Source organism: Pseudomonas sp. REB1044, from assembly GCF_038813925.1.
In the GTDB taxonomy this organism is placed as follows: Bacteria; Pseudomonadota; Gammaproteobacteria; order Pseudomonadales; family Pseudomonadaceae; genus Aquipseudomonas; species Aquipseudomonas boreofloridensis.
Map to the genome: position 1 here is coordinate 1,317,682 of NZ_CP046139.1, position 17,996 is coordinate 1,335,677.

21 protein-coding genes are annotated in these 17,996 nt (G+C 61.4%); 19 read left to right on the forward strand and 2 right to left on the reverse strand.

Features of this window, described 5'->3' with window-relative positions:
* The first annotated feature begins 34 nt into the window (after nucleotides 1–34).
* The 6 genes from ispF to rpoS all read left to right on the forward strand — a co-directional run bounded on the left by ispF (nucleotide 35) and on the right by rpoS (nucleotide 5,157).
* Nucleotides 35–508 (forward strand): 2-C-methyl-D-erythritol 2,4-cyclodiphosphate synthase, encoded by a 474-nt coding sequence (gene ispF, locus GKC70_RS06085; protein ID WP_342650757.1) that lies wholly within the window; start codon nucleotides 35–37, stop codon nucleotides 506–508.
* Entirely contained in the window at nucleotides 505–1,563 is a 1,059-nt protein-coding gene (gene truD / locus GKC70_RS06090) for a tRNA pseudouridine(13) synthase TruD (protein WP_342650758.1), read from the forward strand. The genes ispF and truD overlap by 4 nt, the downstream gene beginning before the upstream one ends.
* Complete coding sequence (gene surE, locus GKC70_RS06095; RefSeq protein WP_342650759.1) at nucleotides 1,551–2,300, forward strand: 5'/3'-nucleotidase SurE; 750 nt, start codon at nucleotides 1,551–1,553, stop codon at nucleotides 2,298–2,300. The genes truD and surE overlap by 13 nt, the downstream gene beginning before the upstream one ends.
* 41 nt (nucleotides 2,301–2,341) lie before the next feature.
* Complete coding sequence (locus GKC70_RS06100; RefSeq protein ID WP_162889596.1) at nucleotides 2,342–2,980, forward strand: protein-L-isoaspartate(D-aspartate) O-methyltransferase; 639 nt, start codon at nucleotides 2,342–2,344, stop codon at nucleotides 2,978–2,980.
* A 199-nt stretch (nucleotides 2,981–3,179) separates the two neighbouring features.
* Nucleotides 3,180–4,040, forward strand: a complete 861-nt coding sequence (locus tag GKC70_RS06105; protein WP_342650760.1) for a peptidoglycan DD-metalloendopeptidase family protein — start codon at nucleotides 3,180–3,182, stop codon at nucleotides 4,038–4,040.
* Between the two features lie 109 nt (nucleotides 4,041–4,149).
* Nucleotides 4,150–5,157, forward strand: coding sequence for an RNA polymerase sigma factor RpoS (gene rpoS, locus GKC70_RS06110; protein WP_029613445.1), 1,008 nt, complete (start codon nucleotides 4,150–4,152; stop codon nucleotides 5,155–5,157).
* A gap of 511 nt (nucleotides 5,158–5,668) precedes the next feature.
* Here the strand turns inward: rpoS and fdxA are convergent.
* Both fdxA and mutS read right to left on the reverse strand, forming a co-directional pair.
* Nucleotides 5,669–5,992, reverse strand: a complete 324-nt coding sequence (fdxA, locus tag GKC70_RS06115; RefSeq protein WP_029613446.1) for a ferredoxin FdxA — start codon at nucleotides 5,990–5,992, stop codon at nucleotides 5,669–5,671.
* 136 nt (nucleotides 5,993–6,128) lie between these two features.
* Nucleotides 6,129–8,699 carry a DNA mismatch repair protein MutS gene (mutS, locus tag GKC70_RS06120; RefSeq protein WP_342650761.1) on the reverse strand — a complete coding sequence of 857 codons (2,571 nt, stop codon included), beginning with the start codon at nucleotides 8,697–8,699 and terminating at the stop codon, nucleotides 6,129–6,131.
* A 122-nt stretch (nucleotides 8,700–8,821) separates the two neighbouring features.
* On the opposite strand from mutS, the gene GKC70_RS06125 reads away from it, so the two are divergent.
* The 13 genes from GKC70_RS06125 (at nucleotide 8,822) to GKC70_RS06185 (ending at nucleotide 17,891) form a co-directional block, all read left to right on the forward strand.
* A complete protein-coding gene (locus GKC70_RS06125) occupies nucleotides 8,822–9,565 on the forward strand; it encodes an XRE family transcriptional regulator (RefSeq protein WP_080754755.1) in 744 nt (247 codons plus the stop codon).
* A gap of 535 nt (nucleotides 9,566–10,100) precedes the next feature.
* A complete protein-coding gene (locus GKC70_RS06130) occupies nucleotides 10,101–10,424 on the forward strand; it encodes a phage holin family protein (protein ID WP_039579545.1) in 324 nt (107 codons plus the stop codon).
* A gap of 11 nt (nucleotides 10,425–10,435) precedes the next feature.
* Nucleotides 10,436–10,933, forward strand: a complete 498-nt coding sequence (locus GKC70_RS06135) for a hypothetical protein (RefSeq protein WP_029613449.1) — start codon at nucleotides 10,436–10,438, stop codon at nucleotides 10,931–10,933.
* The gene (locus GKC70_RS06140; protein ID WP_342650762.1) at nucleotides 10,930–11,490 is read left to right on the forward strand and encodes a phage baseplate assembly protein V; all 561 of its coding nucleotides are present in this window, start codon (nucleotides 10,930–10,932) and stop codon (nucleotides 11,488–11,490) included. Before GKC70_RS06135 ends, GKC70_RS06140 begins: the two co-directional genes overlap by 4 nt.
* Nucleotides 11,491–11,576: 86 nt before the next feature.
* Nucleotides 11,577–11,903: a GPW/gp25 family protein gene (locus tag GKC70_RS06145; protein ID WP_029613450.1), complete on the forward strand. Its 327-nt coding sequence runs from the start codon at nucleotides 11,577–11,579 to the stop codon at nucleotides 11,901–11,903.
* Nucleotides 11,900–12,781: a baseplate J/gp47 family protein gene (locus GKC70_RS06150; RefSeq protein WP_342650763.1), complete on the forward strand. Its 882-nt coding sequence runs from the start codon at nucleotides 11,900–11,902 to the stop codon at nucleotides 12,779–12,781. The genes GKC70_RS06145 and GKC70_RS06150 overlap by 4 nt, the downstream gene beginning before the upstream one ends.
* Before the next feature lies 1 nt (nucleotide 12,782).
* On the forward strand, nucleotides 12,783–13,391 hold the full coding sequence (locus GKC70_RS06155) for a phage tail protein I (RefSeq protein ID WP_342650764.1): 609 nt from the start codon (nucleotides 12,783–12,785) through the stop codon (nucleotides 13,389–13,391).
* Nucleotides 13,384–14,715 (forward strand): phage tail protein, encoded by a 1,332-nt coding sequence (locus GKC70_RS06160; protein WP_342650765.1) that lies wholly within the window; start codon nucleotides 13,384–13,386, stop codon nucleotides 14,713–14,715. The genes GKC70_RS06155 and GKC70_RS06160 overlap by 8 nt, the downstream gene beginning before the upstream one ends.
* 43 nt (nucleotides 14,716–14,758) lie before the next feature.
* On the forward strand, nucleotides 14,759–15,118 hold the full coding sequence (locus GKC70_RS06165; RefSeq protein WP_342650766.1) for a hypothetical protein: 360 nt from the start codon (nucleotides 14,759–14,761) through the stop codon (nucleotides 15,116–15,118).
* Between the two features lie 40 nt (nucleotides 15,119–15,158).
* The gene (locus GKC70_RS06170) at nucleotides 15,159–15,755 is read left to right on the forward strand and encodes a hypothetical protein (RefSeq protein WP_342650767.1); all 597 of its coding nucleotides are present in this window, start codon (nucleotides 15,159–15,161) and stop codon (nucleotides 15,753–15,755) included.
* Between the two features lie 133 nt (nucleotides 15,756–15,888).
* Complete coding sequence (locus GKC70_RS06175) at nucleotides 15,889–17,055, forward strand: phage tail sheath family protein (protein WP_342650768.1); 1,167 nt, start codon at nucleotides 15,889–15,891, stop codon at nucleotides 17,053–17,055.
* Nucleotides 17,056–17,068: 13 nt separating this feature from the next.
* The gene (locus GKC70_RS06180) at nucleotides 17,069–17,578 is read left to right on the forward strand and encodes a phage major tail tube protein (RefSeq protein ID WP_029613455.1); all 510 of its coding nucleotides are present in this window, start codon (nucleotides 17,069–17,071) and stop codon (nucleotides 17,576–17,578) included.
* Between the two features lie 10 nt (nucleotides 17,579–17,588).
* Nucleotides 17,589–17,891: a phage tail assembly protein gene (locus GKC70_RS06185; protein ID WP_342650769.1), complete on the forward strand. Its 303-nt coding sequence runs from the start codon at nucleotides 17,589–17,591 to the stop codon at nucleotides 17,889–17,891.
* The last annotated feature ends 105 nt before the right edge of the window (nucleotides 17,892–17,996 follow it).

The window sequence follows — 17,996 nt, forward strand, 5'->3', positions numbered from 1 at the left end:
GAATCCCGCCCTGACTCAATCAGGGCGTTTTTCTATGCGTATTGGCCACGGCTACGATGTGCACCGTTTTGCCGACGGTGATTTCATTACCTTGGGTGGGGTGCGTATTGCCCATAAATACGGCCTGCTGGCCCATTCCGATGGCGACGTGCTGCTGCATGCCCTGAGCGATGCCTTGCTCGGCGCGGCTGCGTTGGGCGACATCGGCAAACACTTTCCCGATACCGACCCGCAATTCAAAGGGGCGGACAGCCGCGTGCTGTTGCGTCACGTCCTCGCCGTCGTGCAGGCCAAGGGCTGGAAGGTCGGTAACGTCGACGCCACCATCGTCGCCCAGGCGCCGAAGATGGCGCCGCACATCGAGACCATGCGCCAGTTGATCGCCGAAGACCTGCAGGTCCAACTCGACCAGGTCAACGTCAAGGCCACCACCACCGAGAAGCTGGGCTTCACCGGGCGGGAGGAGGGGATCGCCGTGCATGCGGTCGCCCTGCTGCTGGCCTCATGACCGAATTGGAACTGCTGGGCCCGCGCGCCAGCGGCGAGGCCCTGGGCTGCGCGGTGCTCAAGGCGACCGCCGAAGACTTTCAAGTCGACGAAGTCTTGGACATTCCCCTGTCTGGCCAGGGCGAGCACCTGTGGCTGTGGGTGGAAAAGCGTGAGCTCAATACCGAGGAGGCGGCTCGCCGCCTGGCTCGTGCCGCAGGCGTGCCGTTGCGTGCCATCAGCTATGCCGGGCTGAAAGACCGCCAGGCATTGACCCGCCAGTGGTTCAGTCTTCACCTGCCGGGCAAGGCCGACCCGGACCTGTCCCGGGCCGAGGATGAGAGCCTGCGGGTGCTCGAGCGGGTTCGCCATCAGCGCAAGCTGCAGCGTGGCGCGCATTCGGCCAATGGTTTCAGGTTGCGGCTCACGGCGCTCAATGCCGATCATTCGGCGCTGGATGCGCGTCTGGAACGGATCAAGACGCACGGCGTGCCGAATTATTTCGGTAGCCAGCGCTTTGGTCATGCCGGTGGCAATGTCCACGACGCCCTGAGCTGGGCCGCTCGCGAAGCGTTGCCGGAACAGCGCAACGTGCGTTCGCGGTTGCTCTCCACGGCGCGCAGTTATCTGTTCAATCAGGTGCTGGCTGCGCGAGTGACCGAGGGGACTTGGAACCTCGGTCAGGTCGGTGACCTGCTGGCATTCACAGATAGCCGTAGTTTCTTTCCGGCGAGCGAGGCGGAATGTTCTGATCGAAGGCTGGCCATTCTGGATCTGCATCCCACTGGACCGATGTGGGGCGCAGGGCTGCCACCCACTCGTGACGCTGTGGCGGCGCTGGAAAGCGCCGTCGGTGCACGGCAACCGGCGCTGTGTCAGTGGCTGGGCAAGGCGGGACTGGATCACGAACGGCGCATACTGCGGCTCCCTATTGCGCGCCTGACGTGGCATTATCCCGAGCCTGATATCCTGCAACTGGAATTCGTCCTTCCGGCCGGATGCTTCGCCACCGTCGTGGTGCGCGAGCTTGTGGATCTGGTGCCGGCAGGGCAGACGGACAGCCCATGCGTATTCTGATTTCCAACGACGACGGTGTCACCGCTCCCGGCCTCGCTGCGCTTTACGATGCGCTCAAGGATCATGCCGAGTGTGCGGTGATCGCCCCGGACCAAGACAAGAGCGGTGCTGGCAGTTCGCTGACGCTCGACCGCCCGCTGCACCCCACGCGACTGGGCAACGGCTTCATCAGCCTCAACGGCACACCGACCGATTGCGTTCACTTGGGGATCAATGGCCTGTTGCCAGAACCCCCCGACATGGTGGTGTCCGGCATCAACCTGGGCGCGAACCTGGGGGACGACGTGCTGTATTCCGGTACGGTCGGCGCTGCGCTGGAGGGACGCTTTCTCGGCGGTACGTCGCTGGCGTTCTCCCTGTTGTCGCGCCAGCCAGACAACTTGCCGACGGCAGCCCATGTGGCTCGACGGGTCGTGGCGGCGCAGTCGCGTCTGCAACTGCCGCCACGCACCGTGCTCAACGTCAACATTCCCAATCTGCCGCTTGAGCATATCCGTGGTGTGCGCCTGACCCGCCTGGGTCATCGTGCGCGTGCGGCAGTCCCGACCCAGGTGATCAACCCACGGGGCAAGGAGGGTTATTGGATCGCAGCGGTCGGTGACGCCGAGGATGGTGGTCCGGGGACCGATTTCCATGCTGTGATGCAGGGCTACGTCTCGATTACCCCGTTGCAGTTGGATCGAACCTTCAAGGAGGTTTTCGAAGGCCTGGAGAGCTGGCTGGAGGGCTTGCTCTGATGCGCGATCAGGACGATCTGCAACGCCGCGGCGGTATCGGCATGACCTCGCAGCGTACCCGCGAGCGGCTGATTCAGCGCCTGTACGAAGAGGGCGTGTCCAACACGCAAGTGCTCGAGACCATCCGCCGCACACCGCGCCATCTGTTCGTCGACGAAGCCCTGGCGCACCGAGCCTACGAAGACACTGCGCTGCCTATCGGCCATAACCAGACGATCTCTCAGCCATTCATGGTTGCGCACATGAGCGAATTGCTGCTCGAGGCCGGCCCGCTGGACAAGGTGCTGGAGATTGGCACCGGTTCGGGCTATCAGACCGCCATTCTGGCGCAGTTGGTGGAGCGAGTGTTTTCGGTCGAGCGCATCAAGGTACTGCAGGATCGCGCCAAGGAGCGACTGGTCGAGTTGAACCTGCGCAACGTGGTGTTCCGTTGGGGGGATGGGTGCGAGGGCTGGCCTGCTTTGGCGCCCTATAACGGCATCATCGTCACCGCAGTGGCAGCGGAAGTGCCGCAGGCGCTGCTCGATCAGTTGGCACCGGGTGGCCGTCTGGTGATTCCGGTCGGTCCAGCGGGGGAGGCTCAGCAACTGCTGCTCATCGTGCGTGAGGAGCACGGTTTCTCTCGACGGGCGCTGGGCGCTGTGCGTTTCGTGCCTTTGCTCAATGGACCGCTGGCCTGAGGGCCAGCGTCGAATCGTCAATATTTGCATCCGTAACGAATTCTTGCGGCGCCTGCCTGTCTATCAGGCGGTATGAGGCAATCCCACTTACAATTGCCGCACGCGTGAGCGCAGCAGCCAATCACGTTGGCCTCGGTTATAATTGCAACAATATTGCATATCGTCTTATCCAGATTTCGGCACCATGAGGGGAGCGCGGGTGGGTCACACAATCATTCGGCAGCGCAAGGATTGGTCGGGTTTCAAGCTACTGGTGATTGCGCTGGCCATGGGAACCCTGCTGGCGGGATGCTCCAGCTCCGGTTCCAGTGGCGCCCGGGTGGTCGATCGCAATAGCGCGGCGCCCAAGCGTCCCACCGTGACGTCCGGCCAGTACGTGGTCAAGCCGGGTGACACCTTGTTCTCCATCGCATTCCGTTATGGCTGGGATTACAAAGAGCTGGCCGCCCGCAACGGTATCGCGCCGCCTTACACCATTCGTCCTGGTCAGCCGATTCGCTTCAGCAGCGGCTCCGGTGGCAGCACCACGGTAGTCACTTCAGGCCCATCGTCGTCGAGCCGTACCACGGTCACTCGGCGTCCTGTCGGCGCATCCTCTTCTCCAGCAACAAATCGTGACAAGTCGGCAACTGCCCCCTCTGTTGCCACTGCGCCAGTCGTGACTCAAGTGCCAGCGGCTGAACGTGCTGTCGGTGGCTGGACCTGGCCGGCCAATGGCGTGTTGATTGGAAAATTTGCTTCAAACGGTAGTTTGAATAAAGGCATTGATATCGCCGGTGATTTGGGACAGCCTGTTTTTGCTGCATCTGACGGTGCTGTGGTTTACGCCGGGAGCGGTTTGAGGGGCTACGGCGAGCTCATCATCATCAAGCACAACGATACCTACGTCAGTGCCTACGGCCATAACCGCAGGCTCGTGGTTCGGGAGGGGCAGCAGGTCAAGGCAGGGCAGACGATCGCGGAAATGGGGTCCACAGGCACTGATCGGGTAAAGCTGCATTTCGAAATTCGCCGCCAGGGCAAACCCGTCGACCCTCTACAATTTCTGCCACGCCGTTGATTGTTGCACCAGCCTGTTCCTGAGGACGTAACGGGGACAGGCTTTAGCGCTGCCAGGGAATCAGGTGACGCTAGAGTCTGAGGTTCGAACTCAGCAAAGGACTATAACAATGGCTCTCAGCAAAGAAGCGCCGGAGTTTGACATCGACGATGACCTCCTAGTGATGGAGACAGGCATCGTTTTGGAAACGGATGTGGTGTCAGACGAACCTGTAGTACCTCCGGTTCGGACCAGGGCCAAGTCCGGCTCATCGCTCAAACAGCACAAGTACATCGATTACAGCCGTGCGCTCGACGCTACGCAGCTGTACCTCAACGAAATCGGATTTTCACCGCTGCTCTCTCCTGAAGAAGAGGTGCATTTCGCGCGTCTTTCCCAGAAGGGTGATCCTGCAGGTCGCAAGCGCATGATCGAGAGCAATCTGCGCTTGGTGGTGAAGATCGCTCGGCGTTACGTCAATCGTGGTCTTTCGCTCCTGGATCTCATCGAAGAGGGTAATCTGGGCCTTATCCGCGCGGTCGAGAAGTTCGACCCCGAGCGTGGGTTCCGCTTCTCCACGTACGCCACGTGGTGGATTCGCCAAACCATCGAGCGGGCGATCATGAATCAGACCCGCACCATTCGTCTTCCGATCCATGTGGTCAAAGAGCTCAACGTGTATCTTCGGGCGGCGCGCGAGCTTACCCAGAAGCTCGATCACGAGCCATCCCCAGAGGAAATAGCCGGGTTGTTGGAAAAGCCGGTGGCCGAGGTCAAGCGCATGCTGGGCCTCAACGAGCGAGTCTCCTCTGTGGACGTGTCACTGGGTCCTGATTCGGACAAAACCCTGCTCGATACGCTTACCGATGACCGCCCCACCGATCCCTGCGAGCTGCTGCAAGATGATGACCTCTCCCAGAGCATCGACCAATGGCTGGGCGAACTCACCGACAAACAGCGTGAAGTCGTGATCCGCCGCTTCGGCCTGCGTGGCCACGAGAGCAGTACGCTGGAGGATGTTGGCTTGGAAATTGGTCTGACCCGGGAGCGGGTTCGCCAGATCCAGGTCGAAGGTCTCAAGCGTCTGCGTGAAATTCTTGAGAAGAATGGGCTCTCCAGCGAATCCTTGTTCCAGTAACCGCCTGCAGGCCAGTCGACAATGCCCCGCTGATTCCGGGGCATTTTTGTGGGCGATGGAAATGTTTCATGCTGGTCGCTTTGCAGTTTGGGCTGTAGGAGATCACTTACCAAAGCTGTAAGCCTTCATGCGTAGTGTAAGTAAAGTATTGTCGTTTGCAGCTTGGCTGTTTTTATAAGTCTATGATTTATAGGTACTTTATAGATATGTAAATGTGTTGCTGTCGTAGCATCTTGTAAGGTGCGCTGGTTGCTCCCCTCAGGGAAAACAGTAGTATCTGAACTGCGCCGACGGACTGGCGCAGGCTTTCAAGGATGATTGCCAAGGACATCGCAGGATGCGATTCATCAGGATGATGAAAGGGACAAGCAGGGACTACGGAAAAAATGTGGGCGGGTCAAACCGCCCCTTTTTTTGTCTGCGATTCAGCCTCCGATCCGGTGTGATTCCGAATCCGAGACATCAAAAAAGGCCCTGACGGGCCTTTTTTCGTTCTGAAACGCTGAGTGGATCAACGTTCCAGATCAGCGATCTTGCCCGTCTTGCCATCCCACTCTTCGGCATCCGGCAGCGGATCCTTACGCTCGGTAATGTTCGGCCAGATTTCGGCCAGCTCGGCGTTGAGCTCGAGGAAGTTCTCCATACCCGATGGCACTTCATCTTCGGAGAAGATTGCCTGGGCCGGGCACTCGGGTTCGCACAGTGCGCAGTCGATGCACTCGTCCGGGTGGATGACCAGGAAATTCGGGCCTTCGTAGAAGCAGTCCACCGGACAGACTTCCACGCAGTCGGTGTACTTGCATTTGATGCAGTTGTCGGTGACGACGAAGGTCATTTCTAATTCTCTCCTCAGGCGACGGCGGCGCACCCTTCCTTTGAGGGCGGCGCGGTTCACGGTGACTGCTGGCCAGGCTAATAACCTGCAGCTCCGGCAAACCGCGGCGGATTCTACCAGCTTGCGCGGATCGCCGTTATAACAGGTTTTTCAGTTGATATAGCATTTCGATAGCTTGACGCGGCGTCATGTCGTCCAGGTCCAGCTTGCCCAGCTTCTCGATGGCGGGGTGCGGGAGGCTGGCGAACAGATCGCTCTGATGCGGTACCTGCGGCTCGCGCGTGCTCCGAGTCATCGACGGTTCGTGGGGCAGGCTCGCGGTTTCCAAGCGACCGAGATGTTCGCGGGCGCGCTGGATGACCGGCGTCGGCACGCCTGCCAACTGCGCCACTGCCAGGCCGTAGCTCTGGCTGGCAGGACCTGGCAGGACATGGTGCAGGAAGACGATGCGCTCGTTGTGCTCAGTGGCATTGAGGTGCACGTTGGCCACCAGCGGCTCACTGTCCGGCAATACGGTGAGCTCGAAGTAATGGGTCGCGAACAGCGTGTAGGCGCGCACTTGCGCCAAGCGCTCGGCGGCAGCCCATGCCAGGGAGAGGCCATCGAAGGTGCTGGTACCGCGGCCCACCTCGTCCATCAGTACCAGGCTGCGCTCGGTCGCGTTATGCAGTATGTTCGCGGTTTCGCTCATCTCCACCATGAAGGTCGAACGACCGCCGGCGAGGTCGTCGCTCGAGCCGATGCGGGTGAAGATGCGGTCCACTGGCGACAGCTCGCAGCGCGCGGCTGGGACAAAGCTGCCGATGTGGGCCATCAGCACGATGAGTGCGGTCTGGCGCATGTAGGTGGATTTACCGCCCATGTTCGGTCCGGTGATGATCAGCATCCGGGTGCGATCATCCAACCCCAGGTCATTGGCCACGAAGGGCGTGGTCAGCACTTGCTCGACCACCAGGTGGCGACCCTGCTCGATGCGCATGCACGGCTCGTCGACAAAGCGTGGGCAGTTCAAGTCGAGGTTCAGCGCACGCTCGGCGAGGTTGCTCAGCACGTCCAGCTCGGCCAACGCGGCCGCGCTGTCCTGCAGCGGAGCAAGGTGGCTGATCAGGGTTTCAAGCAGCCCGTCGTAGAGCATCTTCTCTCGGGCCAGGGCGCGACTCTTGGCCGACAGAGCTTTGTCTTCGAAGGTCTTGAGTTCAGGCGTGATGAAGCGTTCGGCACCCTTGAGCGTCTGGCGACGGATGTAGTCGGCTGGAGCCTGTTCGGCCTGCTTGGTTGGCAGCTCGATGAAGTAGCCGTGTACGCGGTTGTAACCCACCTTCAGGTTGGCAAGGCCGGTGCGGGCTTTCTCGCGGGTTTCAAGGTCGATCAGGAATTGCCCGGCGTTTTCGCTGATGGCCAGCAGTTCGTCGAGCTCGCTGTCATAGCCAGTCTTGAGTACGCCGCCATCACGGATCACTGCGGGAGGATTGTCGATGATCGCCCGTTCGAGCAGGCTCGCCAGCTCGGGGTAGGTGCCGGTGATCGCCGCCAGACGCGCCAGGTGCGGCGCCTCCAGTTCGGCCATGGCGTTCTGCAATTCTGGTAGGGCGCCGAGGGCGTCACGCAGTCGCGCCAGGTCGCGCGGACGCGCATTACGTAGGCCGATCCGCGCGAGGATGCGCTCGATGTCACCGATTTCCTTGAGCTGCGGTTGCAGCTTTTCGAAACGGTAGCCATCGAGGAAGCAGCGAATCGAGTCCTGGCGCGCCTGTAGCACCTTGAGGTCGCGCAGAGGACGGTTCAGCCAGCGGCTGAGCAGGCGACTGGCCATGGCCGTCTGACAGCGGTCGATGACCGACTGCAAGGTGTTGTCGCGGCCGCCAGCCAGGTTGATGTCCAGCTCCAGGTTACGGCGACTGGCGCCGTCGAGGATCACGGTGTCGTCCATGCGCTCATGGCGCAGGCTGCGCAAGTGCGGCAGGCTGGTGCGCTGGGTTTCCTTGGCGTAGGCCAGCAGGCAACCGGCAGCGCCGATGGCCAAGGTCAGTTTGTCGCAGCCGAAGCCTTTCAGGTCCTGGGTCGCGAACTGCTGGCACAGGCTTTTGCGCGCTGAATCGCGATCGAAGTCCCAGGGGGCGCGGCGCCGCGCGCCTGGGCGCTTCTCCGCCGGCAGGCCTTGCGGCCAATCGTCGGGAATCAGCAGCTCGACCGGATTCAGACGCTCCAGCTCGGCCAGCAAATTTTCCCAGCCTTTGATTTCCTGAACGCCGAAGTTGCCACTGGTGATGTCCAGCACGGCCAGCCCGAACAGGCGTTCATCGCCCAGAACGGCGGCGATCAGGTTGTCGCGGCGCTCGTCCAGCAAAGCCTCGTCGCTGACGGTGCCAGGCGTGATGATGCGCACCACCTGACGCTCGACGGGCCCTTTGCTGGTGGCCGGGTCACCGATCTGCTCGCAGATCACCACCGACTCGCCGAGTTTGACCAACTTGGCCAGATAACCCTCGAGCGAGTGGAAGGGAATCCCGCACATGGGAATCGACTGACCTGCCGACTGGCCCCGAGCGGTCAGGGTGATATCCAGCAGTTTCGCGGCTTTTTTCGCATCTTCGTAGAAGATTTCGTAGAAGTCGCCCATGCGGTAGAACATCAGCTGGTCTGGATGCTGGTTTTTCAGCTTCCAATACTGCTGCATCATCGGGGTGTGTGCGGAGAGATCAGACATTCAGGGCCTTGGAGCAGTGGTCTGGTGGCTATTTCGAAACCGGCAATGGTACAGGCTTTTGTCGGCCACTGCAGGGCAGCAGGCTGAACATGCATTTGCATTTCTGGAAAAACCCGAGCACTATGCATTTTATGCAAAAGCGCAACGTAGCCTCAGTACTCAGAGCATTGCTCGATCGCCACGGCCTGTCCCCGACGGAGCTGCATCGGCGCACGGGCGTCCCTCAATCCACCTTGTCGCGGATTCTCAGCGAGAAAATAGTCGATCCGTCGGACAAGCACGTCTCGAGGATCGCCGAGTATTTCGGCGTGAGCACCGATCAATTGCGCGGTCGCCTCGAGCTGGGCGACTCCCGTGCTGCTGAGCCCCTCCAAGGCCATGCGGAATTGAGCGATATCAGCTTGTGGGACGATGAAACACCCGTCGAGGACGACGAGGTGTCCGTGCCCTTCCTTCGAGAGGTCGAATTGGCAGCAGGATCAGGAAGATTCGTGATAGAGGAAAGCGAGCGTGCCCGCTTGCGTTTCGGCAAGCGCAGTTTGCGCCACAACGGTGTGCAGTTCGACCAGGCCAAGTGTGTCACGGTGCGTGGCAACAGCATGCTACCGGTGCTGCGTGACGGCGCCACCGTCGGCGTCAACACGGGTAAATGCGCCATCGGGGATATCATCGATGGTGACTTGTATGCCATCAATCACAATGGCCAATTGCGGGTCAAACAAGTGTATCGCCTGCCGACCGGCATTCGCCTGCGCAGCTTCAACCGGGACGAGCACCCCGACGAGGATTACAGCTTCCAACAGATGCAGGATGAGCAGATCAGCTTGCTCGGCCACGTTTTCTGGTGGGGCATGTACGCACGCTGACTGTGTATGACTTCACTAAAACCCGCCTAGGCGGGTTTTTTCATGCCTGTTGAATGCCCATCTCGACCGGCTGCGATGTCCTCACGCCCCCTCCGCTGCACCAGCCCCGCTTCCCACCTAGCGAAAACCCCTACAAGCCACAGCTCCCAAAGCTTTCATGCATATAAGCATTTCCCGGTGCAAAAATATTTTCAAAAATGCATTGACTGCATATGCATAGATGCATAACCTGTGTCCCAAGCCGGTCAGTAACCGGTTGATACACAGGCAGCGATGAACAGGCCTTGACTGTTCAGAGGGTTGGCAACTGGCCCGGGTGTGCAGCGTAAAGCACCACGATCAGTTATCCGGCGGGCAGGCGGCCGCGGTCGGAGTCACCAATTTGAAGCGGAACCGCCCGGCGTCACCAGCTGTGGCCGGCGGTTCGACAACGCATTACTGAAGGGCCTGTGCCAACGGACCCTTTGGAATGCCGCGTGATACGGCAAGGGATCCGTCGGCAGTCGCCGACGGCCATTACACAGGAGACAGGACAGTGACGAGCGAGCAACAGACGTTACTGGAAATGCCGCTCTGGCTGGTAATCGTCCTGGCACTGCTGGGCGGTTTGTCCGGCGAGATGTGGCGGGCCGACAAAGCCGGTGCTCGCGGGTGGTCGCTGCTGCGGCGTCTGGCGTTGCGATCGGGGGCCTGCATGGTGTGCGGGGTCTCGACGGTGATGCTGCTGTACGCCAGCGGCATGTCGATCTGGAGCGCGAGCGCCTTCGGTTGCCTCACCGCCATGGCCGGTGCCGATGTCGCCATCGGCCTTTACGAGCGCTGGGCAGCCAAGCGCCTTGGCTTGAGGGAAGAGCAATAGGAGCGATGTTCATGAGCGAATTGGCCACGTTGCACGCGGCTTTGACTGCAACCATTCGAGAGGCGATTCCGGAACTGGCGTCGGTCGATACCTATACCGAAGCGGAAAAGGCACCGGCGTTGCCGTCACTGCGCCACGGCATCGTGCGCATGGTCGCCGACTCAGCGCCCAGGGATGGTCGGTCGGTGCTGGTCACCACCTTCGAGGCGGACATCACCCCGGCTGCCTCGAACCCTCAGGCGCGTCTGCAGGGCAGCGTCCTGGCGGCGCAAGTGATGGACCTGTTGCGCCAGCAACTCTGGGGCCTGGAATTCGTCGAGCCGAGTCGCAACGTGCGGGCTTTCTTCGCAGGCTCAGGCTGGCGAGTACGATGGGACCAACCCGTGCTGCTCGGCGAGCTGCAATGGGATTGGCCCGATGAGCCGGCCGGTAGCCTCAAGCTGGGCTTCAGCCCTGACACCGGTAAAGGCAACGAACCGCACTATTTCGCCCCGGAGGACCTGGCATGAGCTATGTGAGTGCCTTGCATGATCGCATGCTCGCCAGCCTGGTCATCCCGTGTCGAGTGGTGGCGGTTGACCTGGCCGCGGCCAGGGTCCGGGTGTCCGACGGCAGCGGTTGGACCAGCGCTTGGGTGCGCTGGCATGCCCAGGCCGCCGGTCAGGCCCGTCACTGGCGAGCGCCAAGCCTGGGCGAGCAGGGGGTTCTGCTCAGTCCCAGCGGCGAACCCGCCCAAGGAACGTTTTTCGCGGGTCTCTACGGCAACGCTGGCAATGCGCCGGACACCCGCGAGCATGCCGAAGTCTGGCGCTTCGCCGACGGTGGCTCGCTGATCTACGACTGGCAGGCCAAGCGCTACGACATCGACCTGCCCACCGGCACCGCCCGCATCAAGGTGGGCGCCAGCACCCTGGTACTGACGGACGGCGCCGTCACCCTCGACGCCGCCAACATCACCCTCACCGGCAAGGTCGCCATCAACGGCCCGCTGACCGTCAGTGCCGACATCCTCGGCGGCGCACGCATCATCGATACCGCCGGCAACACACCCAATCACAAACACTGAAACCCGCCCGCAACGCGGGCATTTCTACGCCAGGAGAATGCCATGGATGCCTATCAACGCGCCCAGGCTTTACCGGGAGGCGCCCCATGATCGGACTGGACCGCCGCACCGGTCAGCCGCTGGCCGGTATCGCCCATCTGCGCCAGTCCATCGAGGACATCCTCACCACGCCCCTGGGCAGTCGGCGCATGCGCCCAGAATACGGCAGTCAGCTGCGTCGCTATGTCGACTTGCCGGTCAATGAAGGTTGGAAAAGTGCCGTTCAGGCCGAGGTCGCCCGCGCTTTGGGGCGCTGGGAGCCGCGCCTCAAGCTGGAGCGGGTCAAGGTCGTGGCGGTGCTCGATGGCCAGGTCAGCCTAGCGCTGAGCGGCCGCTACCTGGGCGATGAAGCCCTGGTGGAGGTGAGCGTATGAGTCAGGTCGACCTGTCGAAATTGCCGGCGCCGCAACTGCTCGAAGACCTGGACTTCGAGGCGCTCTACCAGGCGGACCTCGACACCTTCCGTGCACACATGGGCGATGACTGGACCGCGCCACTGGAGAGCGATCCGGTGACCAAGCTGCTCGAAGTCGGGGCCTACCGCAAACTGCTCAACCGCGCCCGTGTCAACGATGCCGCCAAGGCCTTGCTGCTGGCGTACGCCCAAGGCAGCGACCTCGATCAACTGGCCGCCAACGTCGCCCTGCAGCGCCTGGTGGTCCAGCCCGCCGACTCGACCAGTCTGCCACCCACCGAGGCCATTCTCGAGTCAGACGACGCCCTGCGCGAGCGGGTGCAACTGGTCTATGAAGGCCTCACCACCGCCGGTCCGCGCAACAGCTACATCCTCCACGCCCGTAACGCTTCGGGGCGGGTCGCTGACGCGACCGCCGAAAGTCCGTCGCCGGCAGTGGTCGATGTCACGGTGTTGAGCATCGATGACCAGGGCGTGGCTTCCCAGGCACTGCTCGACGAAGTCAGCGCCTACCTCAACGATGACGACATTCGCCCGGTCGCTGACCGGGTCAATGTGCGCAGCGCCCAGGTGCTGCCGTATCGGATCAACGCGGTGCTGCACATGGCCGACAGCGGTCCGGAATACGAGGCCATCCTCAGCGAGTGCCAGCGCCGCTTGCAGGCCTGGGTCAACCCTCGCCGTCGGCTGGGCGTCGAGGTAGCCCGCTCGGGCATCGATGCGCAATTGCACATCGACGGCGTCAGCCGGGTCGAGCTGATTGACTGGACCGACATTCGCCCGAGCAAGGCTCAGGCAGCGTGGTGCACCGGTTTCGATCTCAAGCGCGGAGGCTGATATGAACAGTCTCCTGCCCCTGAATCGCACACCGCTGGAGCGGGCTCTGGAACGCGCGAGCGACGAGGACCTGAAAGTCACCCTGCGCCAGTTGTACAACCCCGACACTTGCCCGGCGCATCTGCTTTACCAATTGGCCTGGGCCTGGTCGGTGGACCGCTGGGACGACAGCTGGAGCGAGGCGATCAAGCGTTCGGTGATCCGCTCCACCTTCTTCGTCCACGCCCACAAGGGCACCCTCGGCGCCCTCAGGCGAGTGGTCGAGCCATTCGGTTACCTCATCGAGGTGCAGGAATGGTGGCAAGCCAAGCCTGCCGGCGTGCCGGGCACCTTCGCGCTGAAGGTCGGCGTTGCCGACGCCGGTATCAGCGAACGGACCTACAACGAGCTGTCGGCGCTGATCGACGACGCGCGCCCGGTCAGTCGGCACATGACAGGGCTTGTGATCAGCCTGGAAAGCAAGGGAGGTCTGTACTTCGGCTGCGCGCTACAGGATGGCGACGAGCTCGACATCTATCCATTGGCAGCCCGCGACATCGCCGTCAACGGCGTCATTGGTCGCGGCGGCCGCGAACACACAATCGATACCTTGGACATTGCACATGGTTGATCAGAATTCCCAGTTCTACGCCATCCTCACCAACGTGGGTGCGGCGAAGCAGGCCAACGCGGATGCCTTGGGCATCCCATGGACCATCACTCACATGGGCGTGGGCGATGCCAACGGCACCGACCCCACGCCCAATGCCACCCAGGTCAGTCTGCTCAATGAATGGCGCCGTGCGCCGCTGAACCAACTCAAGGTGGACGACAGGAACAGCGCAATCATCGTCGCCGAACAGGTCATTCCGGCAGACGTCGGCGGTAAGTGGATCCGTGAAATTGCGCTGTACGACGCCGATGGCGACATGGTCGCTGTGGCCAACTGCGCACCCACTTATAAACCGCTGCTCAGTCAAGGCTCTGGCCGTACCCAGGTGGTGCGCATGAACCTGGTGGTCAGCAGCGCCAGCAATGTGCAATTGAAGATCGACCCAGCGGTAGTGCTGGCTACCCGAGAGTGGGTCAGCGAGGAGTTGGCCAAGCAGGATTTCAAGCATTCGGTGTTGGTGGCAACCACCACCAACATCGCCTTGAGCGGTATACAGTCCGTGGATGGGGTGGCCTTGTCTGCCGGCGCGCGGGTGCTGGTGAAGAATCAGACCAATGCCAAGGACAATGGTCTCTACTTGGTTGCGGCGGGCAGTTGGACCCGCAGTCGCGATGCAGACACCGACGCCAAGCTCACCCCGGGCCTGCTGGTGCTGGTCGAGCGCGGCACGGTCAACGGCGACAGTGGCTGGCAGTTGGTCAGCGATGGGCCGATCACGGTCGGCGTCAGTGCGCAGGATTATGAGATGGCGTTCGGTCGTACCGGTGTGCCTGCTGGTACCTATCGCAGTGTAGTGGTCGACAAGTACGGGCGCGTAGTCTCGGCGACGAATCCAACCACTGTTGACGGCTATGGTTTGACCGACGTTTACACGACTGCTCAGGTGGACAGCGCGCTTGCCCTCAAGGCGCCTCTGGCCAGTCCGATGTTCACCGGTAATCCCACGGCTCCGACGCAGCCGCGTTTCACTGTCAATACAGCCGTGGCCAACACAGACTTCGTAAATGCGCGAGGCCAGCAATTCAATAGTGTGTCGGTTTACAACGGCAGCGATGTGGTTGTAGGTACGGTCGCTCATGTGGGGGGGTCGTGCATTTTTGGGGTGGTGGGCCCAGGGCTATGTCGTGCCCAACTCCGCACTGTTCGCAAGTCGCCCAGGCATTACGATCAGAATTCACAACTGGGGTTCTCAACAGTTGGCAATTTCACCTCAAGGCTCCGACGAAATACAGGCAAGCCTAGCAAGCCCATCGTCGAAACTGGCGCGACAGCTTCCACCTGATACCTACGTGGACTTGACATGCATTGAGGTGGGAAGGTGGTTGATGCTGGGTACCGGAGTTGACCACCTCCGGCAGCCTTGGGCCAAGTACTTGGGGACTTCGGGTTATTACCGGTTACCGAATGGGCTGATTGAGCAGTGGGGCACGCGTCATTCCCTCCTGGGCGCCTCCAGTCTAACCATTGACACAGTGTTCCCGGTCGCTTTTTCAGCTGCCTGTTTGAGCCTCGTCGTTACGGTAGGCATCGCAATCGACGACTACGACCACGATGCCTCCTATCGCCTGTCACGACAAGAGGTCAGTCACAGCCTTCCAAGTCTGACAGGCTTTGAAGGCCAGGTATTCAACGATAACTACTCGAATAACGCTCGTGCTATCCACTGGCGTGCGCTGGGTTATTGAGCACGCCCGTGAAGTTTGAGATTTCTTTCATGGAACCGAAATGACCATTTATGCAAGCAGCGAAAACAAAGCGTTTTACAGCGACGAAGTGTCGCTATCGTTACCTGCGGATGCTCAAGCGATTACTGATGAGCTCCACGGGCAATTATTGAAGGGGCAAAGCGAAGGAAAAGTAATCGATTTTTCCCAACCACTTCCTCGGCTTGTCGAGTCTGCACTTACCTGGCCGAGCGTTGACGAACTGTTTCATCGTATCGATGACTATGTGGCTTTCGCCTACGCGGCTTGGGTTCGTTTCGAACCCGAGTATGCAGCCCGTGAAAAGGCTGCTAGTGCTTATCGCGAAGCGGGATATGAGGGCGATGGAGGAGGCTGGATCACCCATTACGCTGCTGTCACTGGCCTTCAACTAAAAGGGGCAGCCGATCTGATTCTAGATAAGGCTGTACAACGTCGTGATGCACTCGAAGCATTGGCTGGTATTCGATTGCGCAAACAAGAACTGCTGAGTTTGGACGGCGAAGTCAGACAGGCCCGCTACCAAGAGTTCGTCGATAAAATCCAGAGCATCACAGCGCTTCTAGATTCTTTCGAACGCCTGCTCACTCCAGATAAGAGCATTGAGCAGCTGTCCTAATGCCTCGCCGATAAGAGGTTTCAAACGCTCACTTTAGTCAGCTGATTACACGGCCTGCGGCTATGCCAAAGCGCCATCCCATTGGACCCCGCATTCTGCGGGGTTTTTCATATCTGAATCGGAGTAACCCTATATGAGTGGATTCTTCCACGGCGTCACCGTCACCAACGTCGACACCGGCGCCCGCAACATTGCCTTGCCGTCGTCCTCGATCATCGGCCTGGTCGACACCTTCACCGAAGGGGCCGGCGTCTCGGCCAAGGCCAACGACCTGGTGCTCATCACCAGCGAACGCGAAGCGGTCGCCGCCTTCGGCGCCGATGCGGCGATCACCAAGGCCTGCCGCGCCATCTACAGCCGCGCCAAGGCGGTGATCGTCGCCTGTGGCGTGGCCAAGCTCGACGACTCGGCCGAACAGACCGCCGCCGTCATCGGTAGCGTGCTGGCCGATGGCAAGCGTACTGGCCTGCAGGCCCTGCTCGACGGCAAGAGCCGGTTCAACGCCCAGCCCCGTTTGCTGGTCGCCCCCAAGCACAGCGCCACCCAGGCGGTCGGTACCGCGCTGGTGGCCTTGGCCGACAAGCTGCGTGGCATCGCCATCATCGACGGTCCGGCGACCACCGATGAAGCGGCCGTGGCCTACGCCAAGAACTTCGGTGCCAAGCGTGCCTTCCTGGTCGACCCAGGCGTGCGCTACTTCGACACCGCCGCCGAGGCCACGGTCGATGCGCCGAGCTCGGCCTGGGTCGCGGGTCTGTTCGCCTGGACCGACCGCGAGTACGGCTTCTGGGCCTCGCCGTCGAACAAGGAGCTGGTGGGCATCACCGGCACCACCCGTCCGGTGGAGTTCCTCGATGGCGATGACAGCTGCCGCGCCAATCTGCTGAACAACGCCAACATCGCCACCATCATCCGCGACGACGGCTTCCGTCTGTGGGGCAACCGCACCCTGTCCAGTGATCCGAAATGGGCCTTCGTCACCCGCGTGCGCACCCTGGACATCGTCATGGACGCGATCCTCTACGGCCACAAATGGGCCGTCGACCGCTCCATCACCGCCACCTACGTCAAGGACGTCACCGAGGGCCTGCAGGCCTTCATGCGCGACCTGAAGAACCAGGGCGCGATCATCAACTTCGAGGTCTTCGCTGACCCGGAGCTGAACACCGCCAGCCAACTGGAGCAGGGCAAGGTGTACTGGAACATCCGCTTCACTGACGTCCCGCCTGCCGAAAACCCCAATTTCCGCGTCGAAGTCACCAACCAGTGGCTGACCGAAGTCCTCGATACCGCCGCTTAAGGAGCGCATCTACATGGCAATGATTCCCGAAACCCTGGCCAACCTGAACCTGTTCGTCGACGGTGTGAGCTTCCAGGGCGATGTCCCCAGCCTGACCCTGCCCAAGCTCACCCTGAAGATGGAAGAGCACCGTCCCGGTGGCATGGACATGCCGGTCCACATGGACCAGGGCATGGAAAAGCAAGAGGCGGCCTTCACCACCACCGGCGTGCGCCGCGAGTCGCTGAAGTTCTTCGGCCTGGCCGACGGCACCGCTTTCAACGGTACGTTCCGCGGTGCCTTCAAGGGCCTGAAGGGCCAGATCAATCCGGTCATCGTCACCCTGCGCGGTTCGCTCAAGGAAATTGACATGGGCGACTGGAAGTCCGGCGACAAGGCCGAGATCAAGCACAGCGTCGCGCTGACCTACTACAAGCTTGAGGTCGACGGTCGCCTGGTCTACGAGATCGATGCTCTGGGCATGAAGCGGGTCATCGACGGCGTCGATCAACTGGCGGCGCAGCGTGCTGCGCTGGGCCTGTAAGGAGCGCCGGATGACTGAGCAGACTACGCAGCCGACCTGGCTGCACCTGACCGCCGAGCGCGTCACCGTGCGCCTGTCGCGTCCCAGCGAGGCCAACGGCGTGCAGGTCGACAGCCTGTCGCTGCGCGCCCCGACGGTGCGTGACATGCGCAACGCCCAGGCTGGCGGGGCCAAGGATGACGAGCAGCGCGAACTGAACCTGTTCGCGTCGTTGGCCGAAGTCGGCATCAAGGACCTCGAAGGCCTGACCCTGAAGGACTACGGCCGCTTGCAGGCCGGGTACTTTCGCCTGGTGCAGGACGACGCGGTTTGACCCTGCCCGGCAGAAGGCCGCCGCCAGGCGGCTGGCCAAGGAGCTGAACTTTTCCGCAAGCGAAATCATGGCCATGTCGTTCAGCGACATGGCCTGGTGGCTGTC

What these genes read in the sequence shown, in the direction of transcription:
- ispF (WP_342650757.1), top strand. Translation starts at nt 35, where the DNA reads ATGCGTATTGGCCACGGCTACGATGTGCACCGTTTTGCCGACGGTGAT.
- truD (WP_342650758.1), top strand. Translation starts at nt 505, where the DNA reads ATGACCGAATTGGAACTGCTGGGCCCGCGCGCCAGCGGCGAGGCCCTG.
- surE (WP_342650759.1), top strand. Translation starts at nt 1,551, where the DNA reads ATGCGTATTCTGATTTCCAACGACGACGGTGTCACCGCTCCCGGCCTC.
- GKC70_RS06100 (WP_162889596.1), top strand. Translation starts at nt 2,342, where the DNA reads ATGACCTCGCAGCGTACCCGCGAGCGGCTGATTCAGCGCCTGTACGAA.
- rpoS (WP_029613445.1), top strand. Translation starts at nt 4,150, where the DNA reads ATGGCTCTCAGCAAAGAAGCGCCGGAGTTTGACATCGACGATGACCTC.
- fdxA (WP_029613446.1), bottom strand. Translation starts at nt 5,992, where the DNA reads ATGACCTTCGTCGTCACCGACAACTGCATCAAATGCAAGTACACCGAC.
- mutS (WP_342650761.1), bottom strand. Translation starts at nt 8,699, where the DNA reads ATGTCTGATCTCTCCGCACACACCCCGATGATGCAGCAGTATTGGAAG.
- GKC70_RS06125 (WP_080754755.1), top strand. Translation starts at nt 8,822, where the DNA reads ATGCATTTTATGCAAAAGCGCAACGTAGCCTCAGTACTCAGAGCATTG.
- GKC70_RS06135 (WP_029613449.1), top strand. Translation starts at nt 10,436, where the DNA reads ATGAGCGAATTGGCCACGTTGCACGCGGCTTTGACTGCAACCATTCGA.
- GKC70_RS06140 (WP_342650762.1), top strand. Translation starts at nt 10,930, where the DNA reads ATGAGCTATGTGAGTGCCTTGCATGATCGCATGCTCGCCAGCCTGGTC.
- GKC70_RS06145 (WP_029613450.1), top strand. Translation starts at nt 11,577, where the DNA reads ATGATCGGACTGGACCGCCGCACCGGTCAGCCGCTGGCCGGTATCGCC.
- GKC70_RS06150 (WP_342650763.1), top strand. Translation starts at nt 11,900, where the DNA reads ATGAGTCAGGTCGACCTGTCGAAATTGCCGGCGCCGCAACTGCTCGAA.
- GKC70_RS06155 (WP_342650764.1), top strand. Translation starts at nt 12,783, where the DNA reads ATGAACAGTCTCCTGCCCCTGAATCGCACACCGCTGGAGCGGGCTCTG.
- GKC70_RS06160 (WP_342650765.1), top strand. Translation starts at nt 13,384, where the DNA reads ATGGTTGATCAGAATTCCCAGTTCTACGCCATCCTCACCAACGTGGGT.
- GKC70_RS06165 (WP_342650766.1), top strand. Translation starts at nt 14,759, where the DNA reads ATGCTGGGTACCGGAGTTGACCACCTCCGGCAGCCTTGGGCCAAGTAC.
- GKC70_RS06170 (WP_342650767.1), top strand. Translation starts at nt 15,159, where the DNA reads ATGACCATTTATGCAAGCAGCGAAAACAAAGCGTTTTACAGCGACGAA.
- GKC70_RS06175 (WP_342650768.1), top strand. Translation starts at nt 15,889, where the DNA reads ATGAGTGGATTCTTCCACGGCGTCACCGTCACCAACGTCGACACCGGC.
- GKC70_RS06180 (WP_029613455.1), top strand. Translation starts at nt 17,069, where the DNA reads ATGGCAATGATTCCCGAAACCCTGGCCAACCTGAACCTGTTCGTCGAC.
- GKC70_RS06185 (WP_342650769.1), top strand. Translation starts at nt 17,589, where the DNA reads ATGACTGAGCAGACTACGCAGCCGACCTGGCTGCACCTGACCGCCGAG.